Below are 16,177 nucleotides of genomic sequence, written 5' to 3'. Positions count from 1 at the left end.
ACAACGACCACTACGGCCACCCCGCGGGCGATCGCTGTCTGCAGGCAGGGGCCGGCGTGGTGGCCTCGGCGGCGCGCCGCCCGGGCGATCTGGCGGCGCGCTACGGCGGTGAGGAGATGGTCCTGCTGCTGCCCAACTGCGACGAAAGCGGCGCCCAGCGGGTGGCCGCCACGGTCCAGGAACGCCTGCAGGTACTGGAGGTGGCCCATGCCACCAGTCCCTTCGGCCGCATCACCGTCAGTCTCGGCATCGCCGTCCAGCCGCCCGGCCAGACCCCGCCGCCCCAGCCCGCCGACCTGCTGGCCAGCGCCGATGCCGCGCTCTACCGCGCCAAGCACCTGGGCCGCAATCGCACCCATCCGCCGCTGGAAGATCAGGGGCTCTAGGCGTGGCCCGGGCGCCGTGCGGACGGGCCTAGCCGCAGATCATGCCGCCGCGGTAGTGCACCCGGTCCTTGCCGGCGCGCTTGGCCTGATAGAGCTCGCCATCGGCCTGCTTGAGCAGCTCCGAGGGCTGATAGCCCGGGGCGAGGCGCGCCACCCCGGCGCTGAAGGAAAAACAGCTGCCGGTACAGGTGCTGCTGCGGATATCGTCCAGCAGCGCCTGCAGTCGCTGCGCCAGCTGGCGCTCATCCTCGGCCTGCAACAGCACGCCGAATTCCTCGCCGCCCAGGCGTCCGAAGCGTCCACCCGGGAAGTGCCTACCCAGGGTAACGGCCATCTCCTTGAGCACCTGGTCCCCCACGTCGTGGCCGAATCTGTCGTTGATCCGCTTGAAGTCGTCGATGTCGAGCATGACGAAATACCAGGACGGCGATCCCTCTCGGCAGACCTGCTCCATGTCCAGCATCAGTGCGCGGCGGTTGCTGATCCCGGTGAGGGCATCGGTTTCCGCCTGCAGCCGATAGCTTTCCTTGAGTTCCAGGGTGCTGGCGACGATGCGGACGAAGGTGGCATTGAGCAACAGCCCCAATGCCAGGCTGGCCCCCAGCATGACCACGAACAGCGGCAGGGCCGCCGCGGTGATGGTGTCCAGTTCGCCATAGAACAGCAGCAACCAGACCGCCGCGGCGGCGATGCCGTAGTCGAGCACATGGGAAAACAGAATGGTCGAGCCGAGGATGATGACGATGGCCATGGGAATCATCCAGGCATGGCCAGCCTCGCCCATGCCGAGGATCTGGAAGCGAAAGGCCAGGGCCTCGAACAGCACGAATACCAGGGCGAACAGGCGCCAGACGGCGAAACGGCGGGCGGTGGTCATGGCCAGGCAGGAGCCGATCATGCCGGCAAAAGCCAGCCAGCCCCAGGCCGGTACCCCGGCGGTCAGGAAGGGGTTGATCAGCACACTGATCAACCAGCCCAGGATGCCGGTGCTCTGCGCCAGCACATTGGGCAACTGCAGCATCTGGCGAATGTGAGTCTGATAAGTCATTGCACAACTCGAACGCCAAATTTAGTGGCCAACTGATATCACTGGATGCTATCCCATTCGTGGCCCGTCGTCGGCGGAAAGCGGACTCAAGCAAGACAATAGACGTCTGGTTATCGCTTCGCCCATCACTGGAACGCATAGGACCACGGCCGCGCACGGATCGAGCCAACGGACGGCGGCGAAATGACGCCACCGGTCAGCTCATCCTGCAACCCGCAGCGCCCGGCCCGCTAAGCTCATCGCTGCGGATTCTCGGCTAGGCTTGGCAGCGCCCGGGCCGTCGTTCATGCTTTCAGCGACTTATCAGTTCCCACCTTCGGTATAGAACAAACCAGGCGCCATCATGGAAATCGATGCTCTGTTCGATCACCTGCATACCCTTCCCAGCATTCCCAAGGTGGCTCAGGAGCTGATCCAGCAGTTCGACGATCCCAACAGCAGCATCGAAGACGTCGCCCGCAACCTGGCGCTGGATCCGGTGCTCTCGGCTAAGGTCCTGCGCCTGGCCAACTCGGTGCGCTTTCGTGGCGTGCGACCGTCCACCAGCATCGAAGGCGCCGCCATCCGCCTGGGCTTCGACGCCCTGCGCACCCTGGTGCTGGCCTCGGCGGTGACCGCGGCCTTCCGCCACAATCCCAGCTTCGATCCGCGGGATTTCTGGCAGCACAGCTTCGACGTGGCCAGCATCTGCCGCGTCCTCGCCCGCCAGGCCGGTGCCGATCCCGAGACCGCCTTCACCTGCGGCATGCTGCACAGCATCGGCGAGTTGCTGATCAGGACCGCGGCACCCGACATCGCCGTGCGCATCGACGCCGAGCAGCGCGCCCCGGTGCCCGCCGACCAGGCCATCGGCTTCGGCTATCCGGAGGTGGGCGCCGAACTGGCCCGCCGCTGGCAGCTGCCGGTGGTGATCCAGCATGCCATCGCCTACCAGCTGCATCCCCAGGACGCGCCCGAGGATTCCGCTGCGGCGCGCATGGTCGCCCAGGCGCGCCTGATTTCCTTCGTCCTGCGGCGTCACGGCGGCATCAACGACCAGGCCAAGGCGGCCCTGGCCAATCCGCTGCTGGAAGGCGTGGATCTGGAGCTCCTGCTGGGCGAACTGCCCGAGGTGATAGAGGCGGACAAGGCCTTCGGCACCCTGATCAACTGACCGGCCGTCCCCCGCACGGGCAGCGCCACCGCCTGCATCACAAATCTGCCAGCCGGTCGTGGCAAAAGTCGAACGGGTAGCCCAAGAATCGGTCGAAGCGTTATAGCTGACAGGAGTGATTGCGATGGCCGAGCCGCTGAAGTTCACGGATGCGAACACCATTATCAAGGGCGCTTTTCAACCGATGCTGTGCGCCATGACCGCCCAGGATCAGGCGACCTTCAACGTCGAGGTCTATGCGCCCAACGGCACGGCGCTCCTGCAACGCCGCATCGCGCGGGTCGATCTGCTGGATAATTCCCTGCTGGAAGCCTTCATCTGTGACAGCCGCGCCCGGATCGAGCGGGCCACCCACGAGCGACTCGACTGGCAGGTCCGCTACACCCGCGCCTGCTGAGGCTTTTCCGCCGTCACAGACTGCGATCGAAAAAAGGCGCCCCAAGAGGCGCCTTTTGTTTGACCATCAATCGTTGAGCACGCGCTTCTGCTGGCTGCCCTGGGCCTTGGTGGCAGGCGTCTTGTCGGCCTTCTTCTGGGTGGACGGGGCGGCGCTGGAGGTATCGTCCGCGCTGTCTCTGTTGCTGGTGTTGGAGCTGCCCGGCGCGCCGATGCCGTTGCCGGTCACCCCGGCGTCGTTGTTGCTGCTGGCGGCCAGGCTGGGACCGGCCACCAGGGCCAGGGCAGCGCTCAGGGCAAGGATCAGCGGGGTCTTGCGCATCTTGGTGTCCTCCGGCCGCGAAAGGAAGGGTGTCGCGGGCTGCACCCTGGTTGATTAGGCCAAAGCCCGGGCCAAGCGTTCCCGCCTTCCTATAGACTAACGGCCATCCCGCCGCACCCCGACAGGTGCGGCCGTCGCATTCAGGAGTTGCCGTGAAGCACCATTACCTCATCGTCGATCGCACCGCGCTCGATACCCCCGCGCTGTTCGACTATCTGGCCGAGGCGCCGCAGCACCGCGTCATCGTTTCCGGCAGCACGGCCGAGCAACTGTTCGCGGCGGAGCTCTGGCCGCGCCTGCGCGAACGCCTGGCGCCCCACGCCGAGCGCTTCTTCTTCGCCGACTCCAGCGGTCCGTTGCTGCAGGCCGAGCTGGAAGGCCGCAAGCCCGGCCTGCTGGACCGCGAACTGACCCTGGCCTTCAAGCAGGCGGTGACCGCCGACGCCGAGGACGATCGCGTCCTGGTCCGCATTCGCCGCGAATTGCTCGATACCGACCACGATTACCAGACCAACCGCCGCATCTTCCTCAACAGCCTGCTCGGCCAGATGCGCCGCGCCCTGCCGGCGGGCGCGGTGACCGCCGGCAACTGGCAGGACGCCGTCCGCCAGGCCATCGCCGCGGCCCAGCAGGGCCTGGCCAAGGGCTTCGCCCCGGGACTGGCCGATGCCCCCTTCAAGGTCTTTCTCAAGGCCTATCCGCTGGCGGCGCGCTATGTCGCCCAGCTCGCCGTGCTGCTGATCACCGCCGGGCGCCAGGACAACGACGTCCTGATCGACCGCTTCGTCGCCCAGGATCCGGCGCTGGTCGCCACCCTGTTCGACGGCCTGCTGACCGAGGACGACGAGCAGCGTCAGGCTTACACCGCCCTCAAGCGCACCCTGGATGCCCTGGGGACCGGCGGCCAGGCGCTGCACTGAAGGGCTAGAGGCGCTCCAGCAGCGCCGGCAGGATCATCCCGGCTGCGCCCAGCAGCTGCCAGTCACCCTTGAAATCCGCCGCCGGCTGCGGATCGATGCGCACCACCGTGGCGCCCTGCTGGCGCGCCACCCCGGGCAGACTGGCCGCCGGCTGCACCAGCCCCGAGGTGCCGACCACCAGGCAGAGGTCACAGCGCTCGGCCAGGGTCCAGGCGCTGGCCAGGGCCTCTTCCGGTAGCGACTCACCGAACCAGACCACCCCAGGCCGGGCCAGACCGCCGCAGGCGGGACAGAGCGGCGGTGCCACGAGTTGCTCCGCCGACTCCGGCAACGCCGGCACTGCCAAGGGCCGCGCACACGCGAAGCAGCGCGGCGCATGCAGGCTGCCGTGCAGATGAATCACCTCGCGACTGCCCGCGCGCTCGTGCAGGTCGTCGACATTCTGGGTGACCAGGCGCAATCGCCCGTGCTGCCGGCCCCAGTCCGCCAAGGCACGATGCGCGGGATTGGGCTGGGCCGCCAGCACCTGGGCACGCCGCCACTCGTACCAGCTCCAGACCCGCACCGGGTCCTCGACGAAGGCTTCGGCCGTGGCCAGTTGCGCCGGATCGAAGCGCGCCCAGAGCCCGGTCAGGGCCTCGCGAAAGGTGGCGATGCCGCTTTCCGCCGACACGCCGGCACCGGTCAGGACCAGCACCTCGTCGGCCTGGCGCAGGTGTTCGAGCAGCACCGGCGGCAATGCGGCGAGACCGTGCCGACAGTCGATGGGATTGGGCATGGATGCGTTGACTCCTGACATCTGCGGCAAAACAACAGGGTCTTGCGGACCGCGAAAAAGACCGAAAGTGTGACGCTACTCGACGGATGGTGAGTCCACTCATCGTTTTCCGGGGAACTGAGGTTCACCCTTTTCGCCACAGGCCGATAATCCGGGAGTCCGCGTCCGATGTCGCTCCTACCCTAACGGTATGTGAATGAAGAAGTCCGTCGTTTCCAAGTATCCGCGCCTGCTGATCGCCGGCGCCCTGGCCCTCGTCACCGTCCTCAGCCTGGCCAGCTGGCTGTGGCTCACGCCCAGCACGCCGGCGCCTACCGCCACCGCCATGCTCGCCAGCGTGCAGCAGGCTCCCGAACACTGGACCCAGCAGCCACGTGATCTCTCCGTGCTGCTGGGCGATCTGCGCGCCAAGGCCATCACCGGCGCCGTGATCGGTGATCACACCCTCTACATAGACACCAATCGCGGCGAGCACTACGCCGTGGCCGATAACGGCGGGCGCATCGCCGATCGCCTGCTGGCCGACTACGCCACCCAGGCCGAACCGCTGTTCCCGGTGGCCACCTGGAGCGAATCCGGGCAGCGTCATCCCTGGCTCGACGCCCTGCTGATCAACCTGCCGGGCTACCTACTCCTGCTGTTGCTGGCCATCCCCCTGGCCCTGAGATTCGCCAGCCCCTTCAAGCTGCATCGCAAGGGCACCGGCATCTCCTTCAAGGATGTGGTCGGCGCCGCCGAAGCCAAGCGGGCGCTGGAAGACGTCACCACCTGCCTGCGCAATCCCGCGGCCTTCGCCGCCCTGGGTGCCCGTCCGCCCAAGGGCGTGCTGCTGACCGGCGAGCCCGGTACCGGCAAGACCCAACTGGCCAAGGCCCTGGCCACCGAGTGCAACGCCCACTTCATCCAGGTGACCGGCAGCGACTTCTCCTCGATGTTCTTCGGGGTCGGCATCCAGAAGGTCAAGTCGCTGTTCCGCACCGCGCGCAAGAAGGCGCCCTGCATCATCTTCATCGACGAGATCGACGGCATCGGCCGCCGCGCCGAGCAGTCGCGCTCCAGCGATGCCGAGGCCAACCGCATCATCAACCAGTTCCTCACCGAGCTGGACGGCTTCGACGGCACCAGCGGCGTGCTGGTGCTGGGCGCCACCAACTTCGCCGATTCCCTGGATCCGGCGCTGCGCCGCGAAGGTCGCTTCGACCGCACCATCGCCGTGCCGCTGCCGAGTCTGGAAGACCGCCGGGCGCTGTTCGAACTCTATGCCGGCAAGCTGCCCTGCGCAGGCGAGCTGGATCTGGCCGCCCTCTCCCGCGGCACCGTGGGCCTGACCCCGGCGGCCATCGCCTACATCAGCAACCACGCCGCCCTGCTGGCCGCTCGCGAGAACGCCAGCGCCGTGACCATGGCGCACTTCGTCGAGGCCATCGAGACCTGCCGCATCGGCGAGCAACCGGTCGGCGTCACCCCGCTGGGTTCGGCCGAGCGCACCCGCATCGCCGTGCACGAAGCCGGTCATGCCCTGGTCGCCGCGGTGCTCAACGTCGGTCGGGTGGAAAAGGTCACCCTGCTGCCCCGTGGCCAGGCCCTGGGCGTCACCCTGATCACCCCAACCGAAGACAAGCGCCTGCACCTGAAATCGGAACTCGAAGGCCGCATCCAGATGCTGTTGGCCGGTCGTTGCGCCGAGCAGCTGTACTTCAACGAGGTCTCCTCGGGTGCCGCCCAGGATCTGCAGGAAGCCTCCAAGCTGGCGCTGTCCATGGTCGCCTCTCTGGGCATGGGCCCGAGCGGCTCGCTGCTCAGCCTGCAGGCCCTGCGCGACGCCGGCATCGAGTTCGACGCCGGGCCCAGCATCGCCTCTGCCGATCAGCTGCTGCACAGCCTGGATCACCGCTGCCTGGCGCTGATCACCGAACTCAAGCCGGCGCTGGACGACATCACCGATCAGCTGCTGCGCGACGAGACCATCCCCGGCAGCGCCGTGGCCGAAGCCATCGCCCGCGCCAGCGGCCTGGAAGCCTGCGGCGCCCTCAATCGCGCCCTGGCCTTCGTGCCGGAGCGTTCGGCTGATTCGCGCGCGGGTGACAGCGAGCCGAGCATCGCGGCGGCCTTCAAGGGCGAGTGATGCCAGCCCCGCCTTGAAACGAAAAAGCCCCGGTCCGCCGGGGCTTTTTCATGTCCGCGCCGACAGGGATGCTCAGAGGATATTGGCGTAATCCGCCTCGATCCGATCCAGACTCAGGTGGTTGAGGAAGTTGGAGAAGCACATCCAGGCCGCCAGGGCGTTGAGGTCCTGGAATTGCGCCGGCAGGTACTTGGGCGGTACCACCACGCCTTCGTCCACCAGCTGGCGCAGGATGCGCATGTCTTCCAGGGTGGTCTTGCCGCAGAACAGCAGCGGGATCTGCTCCAGCTTGCCCTTGCGCACCGCCAGCTGGATGTAGTTGTAGATCAGGATGAAGCCCTTGAGATAGGACAGGTCCTTGGTGAAGGGCAGCCCCGTCGGCGTCGAGCCGCGAAACACCCGGCTGGCGTTCTGGTAGCCCGACTCCAGGTCGTAGCCCTGCTCCTGGAAGAAGCGGAAGACCTCGAGGAAATCGGCGCCGTCCTCGGCCAGGTGGATGGCACGGGTGCGATTGGTCAGCTTGCGCAGCCGGGTCGGATAGGAGGCGAAGGCGATCACCTCCATGAGGATCGCCAGGCCTTCCTGGGTGACGGTGGACGACGGCGGGCCCTTGGCCAGGAAGGTGCAGATCGGCTGGTTCTGGCCATTGAGGGTGGTGCCGACGTGCACCAGGCCCTCGTGGACCTCCAGCGCCCGAACGTCGCGCTCGTTGAACAGGGCGTCGGCGCGCACCTTGATGTAGTCGGCGCCGGCCGCGGCGTCGGCGACGATGCCATCGGATTCGAACACCCGGATGGTGCCTTCCGTCTCGCCAAAGACCCGGTTGAGCCGTTCCTGCAGGATGGGCACGGCGTCCTTGGCGGTGAGGGTCTTGGGTTCGTCTTCCAGGGCGCCGCGATGGGCGATGTTGTCCAGGTAGCTGGACATCATCATGCCCAGGTCGGCCAGGGTCGGATCGCCGGCGTGGAAGGCGTCCGAGGCCGCGCCATAGAGTTCCTGGGAGATCAGGCCGAAATCCGGAGTACCGCGCGCCTGCAGCATGCGGATCACCATGCGGTATTCGCGGCACATGCGCCTCATGATCTGGCCGACCGGATTGAACTGGCCGAGCTGGCGGGTGACCTCGCGTTCGATGCTCTGGAATTCGCCCTTGAGCGCATCGCCGTCGAAGCCCAGCGGGCGTCCCTCGTAGAAGGCGCGATCCACCGCCGGCAGGCGCTTGCCCTTGCCTTCCAGGAAACCCTGGCGTACCCCGTCGTCCCACTTCACCGCATCGAGGATGCGGATCGGCGCCTGGGCCGCGACGATGCGATCGGACAGCTGGCGGATGGTCTGGTGATAGGGATCGAGAAAGGGCTGGCGGGCATTCATGGCGGCAACCGGGCGACGGGCAAGGCTGCAAGGATGGCCGCTGCCGCGTCTTTTGCCTAGGTTGCGTGACATCAGACCTGCCGAGTCGCCCTATTTGGCGAACAGCTGGCTCATGTCCTTGAAGGCCTTGAACTCCAGGGCATTGCCGCAGGGGTCGAAGAGAAACATGGTCGCCTGCTCGCCGACCTGGCCCTGGAAGCGGATATAGGGCTCGATGACGAACCGGGTTTCCCGGGCGCGCAGACGCTCGGCCAGGGCTTCCCATTCGTCCCAGCCCAGCACGATGCCGAAGTGCGGTACCGGCACGTTGTGCCCGTCCACGGCGTTGGTATGGGCCTCGTCCTGGGACGCGGTCTTGGGGTGCTCGTGGATCACCAGCTGATGGCCATAGAAGTCGAAGTCGACCCAGTGATCACTGGAGCGACCTTCGGCGAGGCCGAAGACATCACCGTAGAAGTGCCGGGCGGCGGCCAGATCGTAGACGGGAATGGCGAGGTGAAAGGGCGACAGGGCCATGCTGGGAAATCCTGCTGAGGGGGAATGCAGCCATTCTCACCCCAGGTTTTCCTGTGCATAAAGCGTATTTTACTGCCCCCGAGCGACAAAAATTTTGTGGCTCGCTACAGTGGCCTCTCCTGACTTCAGGCCACCACCATGCTTCGCGAACTCAAGACCCTGCTCGCCGTGGCCCGCCATGGCAGTTTCGCCGCGGCCGGTCTGCACGTGGGCCTCACGCCCTCGGCGGTGAGCGCCCAGATCCGCACCCTGGAACAGAATCTGGGCGTGAGCCTGTTCGACCGCAATGGTCGCAGCGCCCTGCTCAATGCCGCCGGTCGCCGGGCCCTGCCGCTGGCCGAAGAGATCCTCGCCACCTATGCGCGCATGGCCGGCGCCGGTGACGAGATCCAGGGCGAATTGCGTATCGGCGCCATCGCCAGCGTCCAGACCGGCCTGCTGCCCGGCACCCTGGTACGGCTGCGCCAGCAGGCGCCACGCCTGGAACCGCGGCTGGTGCCGGGTGTATCCCTGGCGCTGCTCAGCCAGGTGGATGCCGGCGAGCTGGATCTGGCCATCCTCATCCGCCCGCCCTTCGAGCTGCCCAAGGAGCTGCACGCCACCACCCTGCTGCAGGAACCCTTCGTGCTGATCGCGCCGCCGGACCTGCCCGGCGATGATCCGCGCCTGCTGCTGGAAACCCAGCCCTTCATCCGCTACGACCGCCACTCCTTTGGCGGGCGCCGGGTCAGCGCCTTTCTGCGCGAGCAGCGGCTGGCGGTGCGCCAGGTGCTCGAACTGGACGAACTCGATGCCATCGTCAAGATGGTCGAGCACGGCCTGGGCGTGGCCCTGGTACCCTGCGCCGGCCTCTGGCTGGAGCACCCCCGGGTGCGCCGACTGTCCCTGGGCCCCCTCACCTTCCACCGCGAACTGCAGGTCATCGCCCGCCACGCCGGGCGCGACCTGCCGGCCGTGGCGCTGTTTCGCCGCTGCCTGACCGAAGCCGTGTCAGAACAGGTGCACCAGCAGCCAGTAGAGTGACGCGGACAGCGCCATGGCCACCGGCAGGGTGAGCACCCAGGCGAGCAGCAGATTGCGCACCGTCGCCCACTGCAGTCCGGAGCCGTTGGCGGCCATGGTCCCGGCCACCCCGGACGACAGCACATGGGTGGTGGAGACCGGCAGGCCGAAGGCGTCCGCCGCGCCGATGGTACCCATGGCCACCAGTTCCGCCGAGGCGCCCTGGGCATAGGTCAGGTGGGTCTTGCCGATCCGCTCGCCGACGGTGATGACGATGCGCCGCCAGCCAACCAGGGTGCCCAGCCCCAGGGCGATGGCCACCGCCACCTTGACCCACAGCGGGATGAAGCGGGTGGCCTGGTCGATCTGCCGCTTGAACTCCTTGAGATCCTCCTGAGCCTTGGGCGCCAGCCCCGGCAGGTGTTCCTTTTCCAGCAGGCGGATGGATTCCGAGGCCAGGTACATGGCGTTGCGCACGTTGGGCATGCTCTGCGCCGGCACGTTGTTGAGGGCGCCGTACTGGCGCACCTCCCGGGCGATGTCGTCGGTGATGGCGGCCAGCGCGGGCAGCACCTCGGGGTTGCTCTGCCGCTTGCGCACGAATTCCAGCAGCACCCCATGGGGATCGGCCGGTGCGGCCTGGGGCGCCGCCTGGCGCAGGCCACTGGCGGTGACTTCGGCGACGGCGGCGAAGGCCGGGGTGGCCGTGGCCGGCACGGCGCGGTTGAGCGCATAGGCGGTCGGCAGGGCACCGACCAGGATCAGCATGATCAGGCCCATGCCCTTCTGGCCATCGTTGGAACCATGGGCGAAGGACACCCCGGTGCAGGTCAGGATCAGCAGGCCGCGGATCCATGGCGGCGGCGGCTCGGCGCTCTTCGGCTCCTGGTAGAGCGTCTGGTCGCGCACGATCCGCTTGAGCAGCACCAGCAGCAGCGCCGCGCAGGCGAAGCCGATCAGCGGCGAGAACAGCAGCGCATAGCCGACCTTGGCCACCTGGCCCCAGTCCACGCCGCTGCTGCCATCCATCCCGCCCAGCCAGGCGTGCATCAGGCCGACGCCGATGATGGAGCCGATCAGGGTATGGGAAGACGACGCCGGCAAGCCCAGCCACCAGGTACCGAGATTCCAGATGATGGCGGCGATCAGCAGGGCGAAGATCATCGCGAAGCCCTTGCCCGCGCCCATTTCCACCACCAGGTCCACCGGCAGCAGGGCGATGACGCTGAAGGCCACCGCACCGCTGGAGAACAGCACCCCGAGGAAGTTGCAGAAGCCGGACCAGAGCACCGCCGCATTGGGCGGCAGCGAGTGGGTGTAGATGACCGTGGCCACGGCGTTGGCGGTGTCGTGGAAGCCATTGACGAATTCGAAGCCGAGGGCGATCACCAGCGCCAGTGCCAGGCCGGCGAAGGGCAGCCAGGTGGTGGGCGGCGACTGGGCATCGCTGACGTCGTTGTGGATACCGCCGAGGGTCACCGCCAGACCGGTCAGCAGCAGCACGATGAACAGCACGATCCGCAGCGGACCGGGCTTGCGCGAACTGTGCAGGGGATGGGACAGCGGCGACAGGGAGGCGACTGGACTGGACGAAGGCATGGGGCGAACTCCGACACGGGATCTGCCTACCCTGCGCCGGCCACATGACGCTTTTACGTCAGCGAGGTGGCCAGACGACGGATGACCGTCGCGGGCTTTTTTCCACGTCGTCCCTGCCCTGCTAGGCTGGGACTTTGCTCAAGGATCTCGCCGATGTCCCCGCGCTGGCTGCTCTGCCCCCTGCTGCTGTCCCTCGTCACCGGCGCCCTGGCGGCCACGGAGCCTTCACCGCGCAGTTGCGCCCAGGAAATCGGGCAGCGGCCTGCTCAGGCCCTGGCCACTACCTGCCGAGCGCTCTCCCCCGCCACGCGACCGCCCTGCAACGCGGCCAACAGCTGCGCCCTGATGCAGGACGAGATCGCGCGCAGCTGTGCCCTGTTCGGCGATGGCGAAGCGGCCAAGGAACCCGGTTGCGGTCCGCTGCCCAGCAGCGCCGAGGCGGCGGCGGCCGTGGTCCGGCGTTACTACCGGGCGCTGGATGCGCGGGACTACGGCACCGCCTGGCAGCTATGGGGAAGCGACGGCCAGCCCGGCAACAGCTACGAGAAATTCCGCCAGGGCTATGCCAGGACTCGCAGTGTCCAGGTGACCCTCGGTCAACCTGGCCCGGTCGAGGGTGCGGCCGGTTCGAGCTATGTCAGCATCCCGGTGACGGTCAAGGCGCGCCTCGCCGACGGTACCCGCCAGACCTTCAGCGGCCGCTATCAGCTACGCCGGGTCAACGACGTCGACGGCGCCTCGGCCGAGCAGCGCCGCTGGCACCTGGGCAGTGCGAAGCTGAAGGCCGAGCGCTAGTCCGGCCCGATCTGCCGCAGCTGGGATAGCCGGCTGCGCGTCCGCGACATGTCGGCGATCTCGCTGTCGGCTAGGGTCGCGTCGAGGGGCGCGGGGCTGACCAGGAACAGCGCCAGCCGGCGGTCGTAGAGCACATCCACCAGATTGATGAAGCGCTGCCGGGCGGCGGGGCTGGCGTCGCGCAGCGGCGGCACCGCATCGAGCAGCCAGCGCTGCCAGGTTTCGCTCAGGGTCAGGTAGTCGAGGACCGCGGTGGGGCCTTCGCAGAGATCGGCGAAGCTGAACTGCAGCAGCCCATCCGCGGCGCTGATGGCGGGCAGGCTGCGATGGCCTACCGGCACCTCGATCCTGGTCTGCGCCAGCGGCGGCAGCCCCAGCGCCTGGCGCTGTTCCAGGCTGCCCGGCCAGAGATAGGCACCGATACCGAAGGGATCGGGCTCGGCAGGACTGGCGCCGCGATAGTCCTGGGGACCGGCCACCGCGAGGATGTCCATGCGCGTCTCGATCAGTCGGATCGCCGGCAGGAAGCGCTCGTGGTAGAGCGGATTGGGTAGCAATCCTTCCGGCGGATAGTTGGAGGTGGTGATCAGCACCACGCCGCGACTGAACAGCGCCTTGAACAGCCGGGTGATGAGCATGGCGTCGCCGATGTCATGCACATGGAATTCATCGAAGCAGAGCAATCGACAGCCTGCGAGCAGTTCGTCCAGGCTGGCGGCCAGGGCATCGCCACCCGGCGGCTGGCGAAACATCCGCTCGTGCAGTTCACGAAAGAAGGCATGGAAGTGCACCCGGCGCTTCTCGGCGAATGGCAGGGCGGCGAAGAAACCGTCCAGCAGGAAGCTCTTGCCGCGCCCTACCGGGCCCCAGAGATAGAGACTGCGCGGCGCCTGGCGACGGAACAGGCGCGGGCGCAGGAGTTCGTCGGCGAGCTGGGCAAAACGGTCGATGGCGACCTGTTGCGCTTCATCCAGGGTATAGCCACGGCCCTGGGCGAGCTCGGCGAAGTGCCCCAGCACCTGCTGGGCGGGCGAAGGAGACGTCATGCAGGCGGCCAGCCGGGAAAGACAGGGCGCTAATGAAGCTACAGCCGTCGCTGCCGGTCAAGACCGGCAGCGAGGTTGCACTCAGGCCGCGGCGATGAACAGGCAGAGGCAGCAAAATATCCCGCCGACCCAGGCCAGCGAACGGCGGGTGGCGTGGTCGCGGATATACAGCCAGGTATAGGCGATGCGGCTGAGCAGGAAGAGAAAGGCCCAGAAGTTGATGGTGCCCTGGTCGGCGCCACCGGTGACATGGGCGACGATCACCGCCGCGGCGAACAGCGGGTTGATCTCGAAGGCATTCTGCTGGGCAGCGTTGGCCCGCGCCCGGGCACCCTCCAGCTTGCCGAGAAAGCTGCGCGGATCCCGATTGTCCTCGGGCGTGAAGCCGCTGCCCTTGAACTTGGCGTAGTAGGCCGCGCCATAGGGCACGAGGTAGACGAGGAAGATGCACCAGTAGGCGAAGGTCATGTCGGCGTCCCTGAGAGGGTGAGGGTTCGCCTATCTGACCTGCCGCGCCGGGAAAAATCCACTCCGCCTCAGACGGCTGTGGATCTGTGGGTCCAGCGCGCCATCAGCGCGGTCGCCACCGCGCAGAGCGCCAGCACCGCGCACATGGGCACCACGGTGCCGTTGTGCAGGGCGCCTACGCTGCTGGAAGCCAGCGCCGCCAGGATGAATTGCAGGCTGCCCATCAGCGCCGAGGCACTGCCGGCATTGGCGCCCTGCCCGGCCAGGGCGCAGGCCGAGGCGTTGGGCACGATGCCGCCGAGCAGGGCGATGGCGCAGAACAGCGGGATCATCAGCACCGGCAGCGCCTTGGGCTGAAAGGCGCCGACCAGCAGCAGGACCAGTCCCGCCGCGGCATAGGCCACCACCGCGCGCCGCAGCCAGAAGGCCGGGCCCTGGCGGACCACCAGGCGGGCATTGAGTTGTCCGAGCAGGATGAAGCCGGCGGCGTTGAGGCCGAATACCCAGCCGTAGTGTTCGGGCTTGACGCCATAGAGTTCGATCAGCACGAAGGGCGAACCGGAGATGTAGGCGAACATTCCGGCCATGGCGATGCCGCCGGTGAGGGTGTGGCCGATGAAGGTGCGATCGCGCAGCAGCCGCAGGTAGTTGCGCAAGGCCCCCCGCAGCGGCGGTCGCGGATGGTGCGCCGGCAGGGATTCGGGCAGCCAGAGCGCCACCGCGGTGCCGCAGGCGGCGGCGAACAGCGCCAGGCTGACGAAGATCGCCTGCCAGCCAAAGGTGCTGAGCAGCAGACTGCCGGCGAAGGGCGCGATGATGGGCGCGATCCCGGTCACCAGCATGATCTGCGAAAAGGCCCGCGCCGCGGCCATCGGCTCGCAGAGATCGCGTACCACGGCCCGCGCGATCACCATGCCGGCGCAACCGCCCAGGGCCTGGACGAAGCGCGCGGCGATCAGCCAGGGCAGGCTGGGCGCCAGGGCACAGCCCAGCGAAGCCAGGCAGAACAGGCCAATGCCGATCAGCAGCGGCAGGCGACGGCCGAAGCGGTCCGCCAGGGGGCCGTAGAACAGCTGGCCGCTGGCGAGACCGGCGAAATACACCGCCAGACTCAGCTGCACGTGTTCGATGTCGGTGGCGAACGACAGGGCCAGCGAGGGGAAGCTGGGCAGGTACATGTCGATGGCGAAGGGGGCGAAGGCCGAGAGGGCCCCGAGAATCAACAATAAGCGAAAGGTCATGAAGCCTGGTCCGATGGAAGCGGAAGTGTCGCGCAGTTACATACAATCATGTTTGTAAAAGCGGCGAGGCGAGCTAGACTGCGTGGCAGACCCACTGCCAGTTAGATCGCCCATGCGTCGTACGAAAGAAGAAGCCGAACAGACCCGCCAAGCCATTCTCGATGCGGCGGAAGCCCTGTTCCTGACCAATGGCGTGGCGCGTACCAGCCTGGAAATGATCGCCCGCGAATGCGGCGTCACCCGGGGTGCAGTGTACTGGCATTTCCAGAACAAGGCCCACCTGTTCCACGAAATGCTTAGCCAGATAAGGATCCCGGCCGACGAACTGACCGAACGCCTGCGCGTCGACGGCGAGGAAGACAGCCTGCAGCGGCTGTTCAAGCTGTGCATCGAAGGCATGGCGAAATTCACCCAGCCCGGTCGTGAGCAGCGGGTGATGACCATCCTGCTGCACCGCTGCGAATTCACCGAAGAGCTGCGCGAAGCCGAGGAGCGCGATCTGCAGTTCCTGCGGCAGTTCATCCGCATCACCGACGCCCTCTTCACCGCCCAGGCCGCCCGCCTGCAACCGGGCGTGACGCCGCAGCTGGCCAGCCGGATGCTGCACAGCCTGTTTCTCGGCACCCTCTCCGATCTGCTGCGCGACGAACAGACCTTCGCCCCGCTGCTGGCTGCCGATCAGGTGTTCACCACCTTCTTCCGCGCCATCGTGCGCGACTGGACTCAGTCGGCGACGGTATAGCCCGCCTGCTCGATGGCCTGGCGGAAGGGCGCATTCACCTCGGCGCTGTCGATGCGCACCTCGCCCGCCTGCAGGTCCACCTCCACCCGGGCGCGACTGTCCACCTTGAGCACCGCGGATTCGATGGCGCTCACGCAATGGGCGCAACTCATTCCAATCACCTTGATGACGTACATGGTCTGCTCCTGTCGGTCTTGACCTCTTTCTCCTGACGCCAGCGCCAGGCTCGGGTTCCAGTGTTGACCTTGACCCGAGGGCAAGGTCAACAC

The 16,177-nt window shown here is 67.3% G+C and carries 18 protein-coding genes; 8 read left to right on the top strand and 10 right to left on the bottom strand.

The window, feature by feature from the left end:
* The coding region (locus QMX82_RS23745) for a diguanylate cyclase domain-containing protein (RefSeq protein ID WP_282288145.1) at positions 1-386 on the top strand (386 nt) is incomplete at its 5' end.
* A gap of 28 nt (positions 387-414) precedes the next feature.
* On the opposite strand, the gene QMX82_RS23740 is transcribed toward QMX82_RS23745, so the two are convergent.
* Positions 415-1,434, bottom strand: a complete 1,020-nt coding sequence (locus QMX82_RS23740) for a GGDEF domain-containing protein (protein ID WP_273862997.1) — start codon at positions 1,432-1,434, stop codon at positions 415-417.
* Between the two features lie 340 nt (positions 1,435-1,774).
* Between QMX82_RS23740 and QMX82_RS23735 the strand changes: the two genes are divergently transcribed.
* Complete coding sequence (locus QMX82_RS23735) at positions 1,775-2,587, top strand: HDOD domain-containing protein (protein ID WP_282288148.1); 813 nt, start codon at positions 1,775-1,777, stop codon at positions 2,585-2,587.
* 124 nt (positions 2,588-2,711) lie between these two features.
* A complete protein-coding gene (locus tag QMX82_RS23730) occupies positions 2,712-2,984 on the top strand; it encodes a hypothetical protein (protein ID WP_133862881.1) in 273 nt (90 codons plus the stop codon).
* Positions 2,985-3,050: 66 nt separating this feature from the next.
* Here QMX82_RS23730 and QMX82_RS23725 read toward each other — a convergent pair whose 3' ends face one another.
* Positions 3,051-3,305, bottom strand: a complete 255-nt coding sequence (locus QMX82_RS23725) for a hypothetical protein (protein ID WP_208694210.1) — start codon at positions 3,303-3,305, stop codon at positions 3,051-3,053.
* 152 nt (positions 3,306-3,457) lie between these two features.
* Between QMX82_RS23725 and QMX82_RS23720 the strand changes: the two genes are divergently transcribed.
* Positions 3,458-4,225 carry a hypothetical protein gene (locus QMX82_RS23720; protein ID WP_282288139.1) on the top strand — a complete coding sequence of 256 codons (768 nt, stop codon included), beginning with the start codon at positions 3,458-3,460 and terminating at the stop codon, positions 4,223-4,225.
* A 4-nt stretch (positions 4,226-4,229) separates the two neighbouring features.
* Here the strand turns inward: QMX82_RS23720 and QMX82_RS23715 are convergent, their stop codons facing one another.
* Positions 4,230-5,003 (bottom strand): SIR2 family NAD-dependent protein deacylase, encoded by a 774-nt coding sequence (locus QMX82_RS23715; protein ID WP_282288137.1) that lies wholly within the window; start codon positions 5,001-5,003, stop codon positions 4,230-4,232.
* Between the two features lie 196 nt (positions 5,004-5,199).
* On the opposite strand from QMX82_RS23715, the gene QMX82_RS23710 reads away from it, so the two are divergent.
* On the top strand, positions 5,200-7,128 hold the full coding sequence (locus QMX82_RS23710; protein WP_282288135.1) for an AAA family ATPase: 1,929 nt from the start codon (positions 5,200-5,202) through the stop codon (positions 7,126-7,128).
* Positions 7,129-7,200: 72 nt separating this feature from the next.
* On the opposite strand, the gene QMX82_RS23705 is transcribed toward QMX82_RS23710, so the two are convergent.
* Positions 7,201-8,499, bottom strand: coding sequence for a flavohemoglobin expression-modulating QEGLA motif protein (locus QMX82_RS23705; RefSeq protein WP_208694206.1), 1,299 nt, complete (start codon positions 8,497-8,499; stop codon positions 7,201-7,203).
* 90 nt (positions 8,500-8,589) lie between these two features.
* A complete protein-coding gene (locus QMX82_RS23700; RefSeq protein WP_133862875.1) occupies positions 8,590-9,015 on the bottom strand; it encodes a VOC family protein in 426 nt (141 codons plus the stop codon).
* Between the two features lie 138 nt (positions 9,016-9,153).
* Here QMX82_RS23700 and QMX82_RS23695 point away from each other — a divergent pair, with 138 nt between their 5' ends.
* Positions 9,154-10,038, top strand: coding sequence for a LysR family transcriptional regulator (locus tag QMX82_RS23695; protein ID WP_282288129.1), 885 nt, complete (start codon positions 9,154-9,156; stop codon positions 10,036-10,038).
* Here QMX82_RS23695 and QMX82_RS23690 read toward each other — a convergent pair.
* Positions 10,006-11,616 carry an inorganic phosphate transporter gene (locus QMX82_RS23690; RefSeq protein WP_208694204.1) on the bottom strand — a complete coding sequence of 537 codons (1,611 nt, stop codon included), beginning with the start codon at positions 11,614-11,616 and terminating at the stop codon, positions 10,006-10,008. The genes QMX82_RS23695 and QMX82_RS23690 overlap by 33 nt on opposite strands.
* A 153-nt stretch (positions 11,617-11,769) precedes the next feature.
* On the opposite strand from QMX82_RS23690, the gene QMX82_RS23685 reads away from it, so the two are divergent.
* Complete coding sequence (locus tag QMX82_RS23685) at positions 11,770-12,411, top strand: hypothetical protein (protein ID WP_208694203.1); 642 nt, start codon at positions 11,770-11,772, stop codon at positions 12,409-12,411.
* Here QMX82_RS23685 and zapE read toward each other — a convergent pair.
* The 3 genes from zapE to QMX82_RS23670 form a co-directional block, all read right to left on the bottom strand.
* A complete protein-coding gene (gene zapE / locus QMX82_RS23680; protein WP_282288125.1) occupies positions 12,408-13,457 on the bottom strand; it encodes a cell division protein ZapE in 1,050 nt (349 codons plus the stop codon). The two genes, QMX82_RS23685 and zapE, sit on opposite strands and share 4 nt — an antisense overlap.
* Before the next feature lie 81 nt (positions 13,458-13,538).
* Positions 13,539-13,925 (bottom strand): MAPEG family protein, encoded by a 387-nt coding sequence (locus QMX82_RS23675; protein ID WP_133862870.1) that lies wholly within the window; start codon positions 13,923-13,925, stop codon positions 13,539-13,541.
* 68 nt (positions 13,926-13,993) lie between these two features.
* Positions 13,994-15,166 (bottom strand): multidrug effflux MFS transporter, encoded by a 1,173-nt coding sequence (locus QMX82_RS23670; protein WP_208694201.1) that lies wholly within the window; start codon positions 15,164-15,166, stop codon positions 13,994-13,996.
* Between the two features lie 112 nt (positions 15,167-15,278).
* Between QMX82_RS23670 and QMX82_RS23665 the strand changes: the two genes are divergently transcribed.
* A complete protein-coding gene (locus QMX82_RS23665; protein ID WP_133862868.1) occupies positions 15,279-15,908 on the top strand; it encodes a TetR family transcriptional regulator in 630 nt (209 codons plus the stop codon).
* On the opposite strand, the gene QMX82_RS23660 is transcribed toward QMX82_RS23665, so the two are convergent.
* Positions 15,890-16,084, bottom strand: a complete 195-nt coding sequence (locus QMX82_RS23660) for a cation transporter (RefSeq protein ID WP_208694200.1) — start codon at positions 16,082-16,084, stop codon at positions 15,890-15,892. The two genes, QMX82_RS23665 and QMX82_RS23660, sit on opposite strands and share 19 nt — an antisense overlap.
* Between the last annotated feature and the right edge of the window lie 93 nt (positions 16,085-16,177).

The sequence above is a fragment of the Pseudomonas sp. PS02302 genome, assembly GCF_029959585.1.
Classification (GTDB): domain Bacteria; phylum Pseudomonadota; class Gammaproteobacteria; order Pseudomonadales; family Pseudomonadaceae; genus Chryseomonas; species Chryseomonas aestiva.
The sequence above is the reverse complement of the archived record's forward strand: the minus strand, read 5'-3'. Positions and strand labels throughout refer to the sequence as shown.

Excerpts from the sequence above, each read along its gene's own strand:
- QMX82_RS23660 (WP_208694200.1), bottom strand. The coding sequence starts at position 16,084 with ATGTACGTCATCAAGGTGATTGGAATGAGTTGCGCCCATTGCGTGAGC.
- QMX82_RS23725 (WP_208694210.1), bottom strand. The coding sequence starts at position 3,305 with ATGCGCAAGACCCCGCTGATCCTTGCCCTGAGCGCTGCCCTGGCCCTG.
- QMX82_RS23675 (WP_133862870.1), bottom strand. The coding sequence starts at position 13,925 with ATGACCTTCGCCTACTGGTGCATCTTCCTCGTCTACCTCGTGCCCTAT.
- QMX82_RS23685 (WP_208694203.1), top strand. The coding sequence starts at position 11,770 with ATGTCCCCGCGCTGGCTGCTCTGCCCCCTGCTGCTGTCCCTCGTCACC.
- QMX82_RS23690 (WP_208694204.1), bottom strand. The coding sequence starts at position 11,616 with ATGCCTTCGTCCAGTCCAGTCGCCTCCCTGTCGCCGCTGTCCCATCCC.
- QMX82_RS23730 (WP_133862881.1), top strand. The coding sequence starts at position 2,712 with ATGGCCGAGCCGCTGAAGTTCACGGATGCGAACACCATTATCAAGGGC.
- QMX82_RS23715 (WP_282288137.1), bottom strand. The coding sequence starts at position 5,003 with ATGCCCAATCCCATCGACTGTCGGCACGGTCTCGCCGCATTGCCGCCG.
- QMX82_RS23710 (WP_282288135.1), top strand. The coding sequence starts at position 5,200 with ATGAAGAAGTCCGTCGTTTCCAAGTATCCGCGCCTGCTGATCGCCGGC.
- QMX82_RS23665 (WP_133862868.1), top strand. The coding sequence starts at position 15,279 with ATGCGTCGTACGAAAGAAGAAGCCGAACAGACCCGCCAAGCCATTCTC.
- QMX82_RS23740 (WP_273862997.1), bottom strand. The coding sequence starts at position 1,434 with ATGACTTATCAGACTCACATTCGCCAGATGCTGCAGTTGCCCAATGTG.
- QMX82_RS23700 (WP_133862875.1), bottom strand. The coding sequence starts at position 9,015 with ATGGCCCTGTCGCCCTTTCACCTCGCCATTCCCGTCTACGATCTGGCC.
- QMX82_RS23670 (WP_208694201.1), bottom strand. The coding sequence starts at position 15,166 with ATGACCTTTCGCTTATTGTTGATTCTCGGGGCCCTCTCGGCCTTCGCC.
- QMX82_RS23705 (WP_208694206.1), bottom strand. The coding sequence starts at position 8,499 with ATGAATGCCCGCCAGCCCTTTCTCGATCCCTATCACCAGACCATCCGC.
- zapE (WP_282288125.1), bottom strand. The coding sequence starts at position 13,457 with ATGACGTCTCCTTCGCCCGCCCAGCAGGTGCTGGGGCACTTCGCCGAG.
- QMX82_RS23695 (WP_282288129.1), top strand. The coding sequence starts at position 9,154 with ATGCTTCGCGAACTCAAGACCCTGCTCGCCGTGGCCCGCCATGGCAGT.